1 protein-coding gene is annotated in these 321 nt (G+C 52.3%); it reads right to left on the bottom strand.

Annotation, left to right across the window (positions count from 1 at the left end):
• The coding region (locus tag BFP72_RS00015) for an Ig-like domain-containing protein (protein ID WP_185123713.1) at positions 1–321 on the bottom strand (321 nt) is incomplete at both ends.

Here is a 321-nt window from a genome sequence, read left to right as displayed (position 1 = left end):
TGCCGCTTACTGTGCCATCATTGTCAGTGGCGGTGTAAGTGAAAGTCACGTCTTCTGTCGCGCCAGCTGCCAAAGCTTCAAACTCTCCATTCGGATCGAAGCTATACGTACCGTCTCCGTTGAAGGTCAAGTCGCCTTTTGTAGTGTCGTCCACCAAAGCGTAGCTCACTACCGTACCGTCTACATCAGTTGCGGCTGGTACACTTGTGCTCAGCGTAGTTTCTTCGTCGGTGCCTTGTGCATCGTTGCTTGCTACTGGGGCATCGTTCGTTCCTGTTACAGTGATCGTTACGGTTTGCGTGCCGCTTACTGTGCCATCAT

The organism is Reichenbachiella sp. 5M10, from assembly GCF_002742335.1.
Lineage (GTDB): Bacteria > Bacteroidota > Bacteroidia > Cytophagales > Cyclobacteriaceae > Reichenbachiella.
The sequence above is the reverse complement of the archived record's forward strand: the minus strand, read 5'-3'. Positions and strand labels throughout refer to the sequence as shown.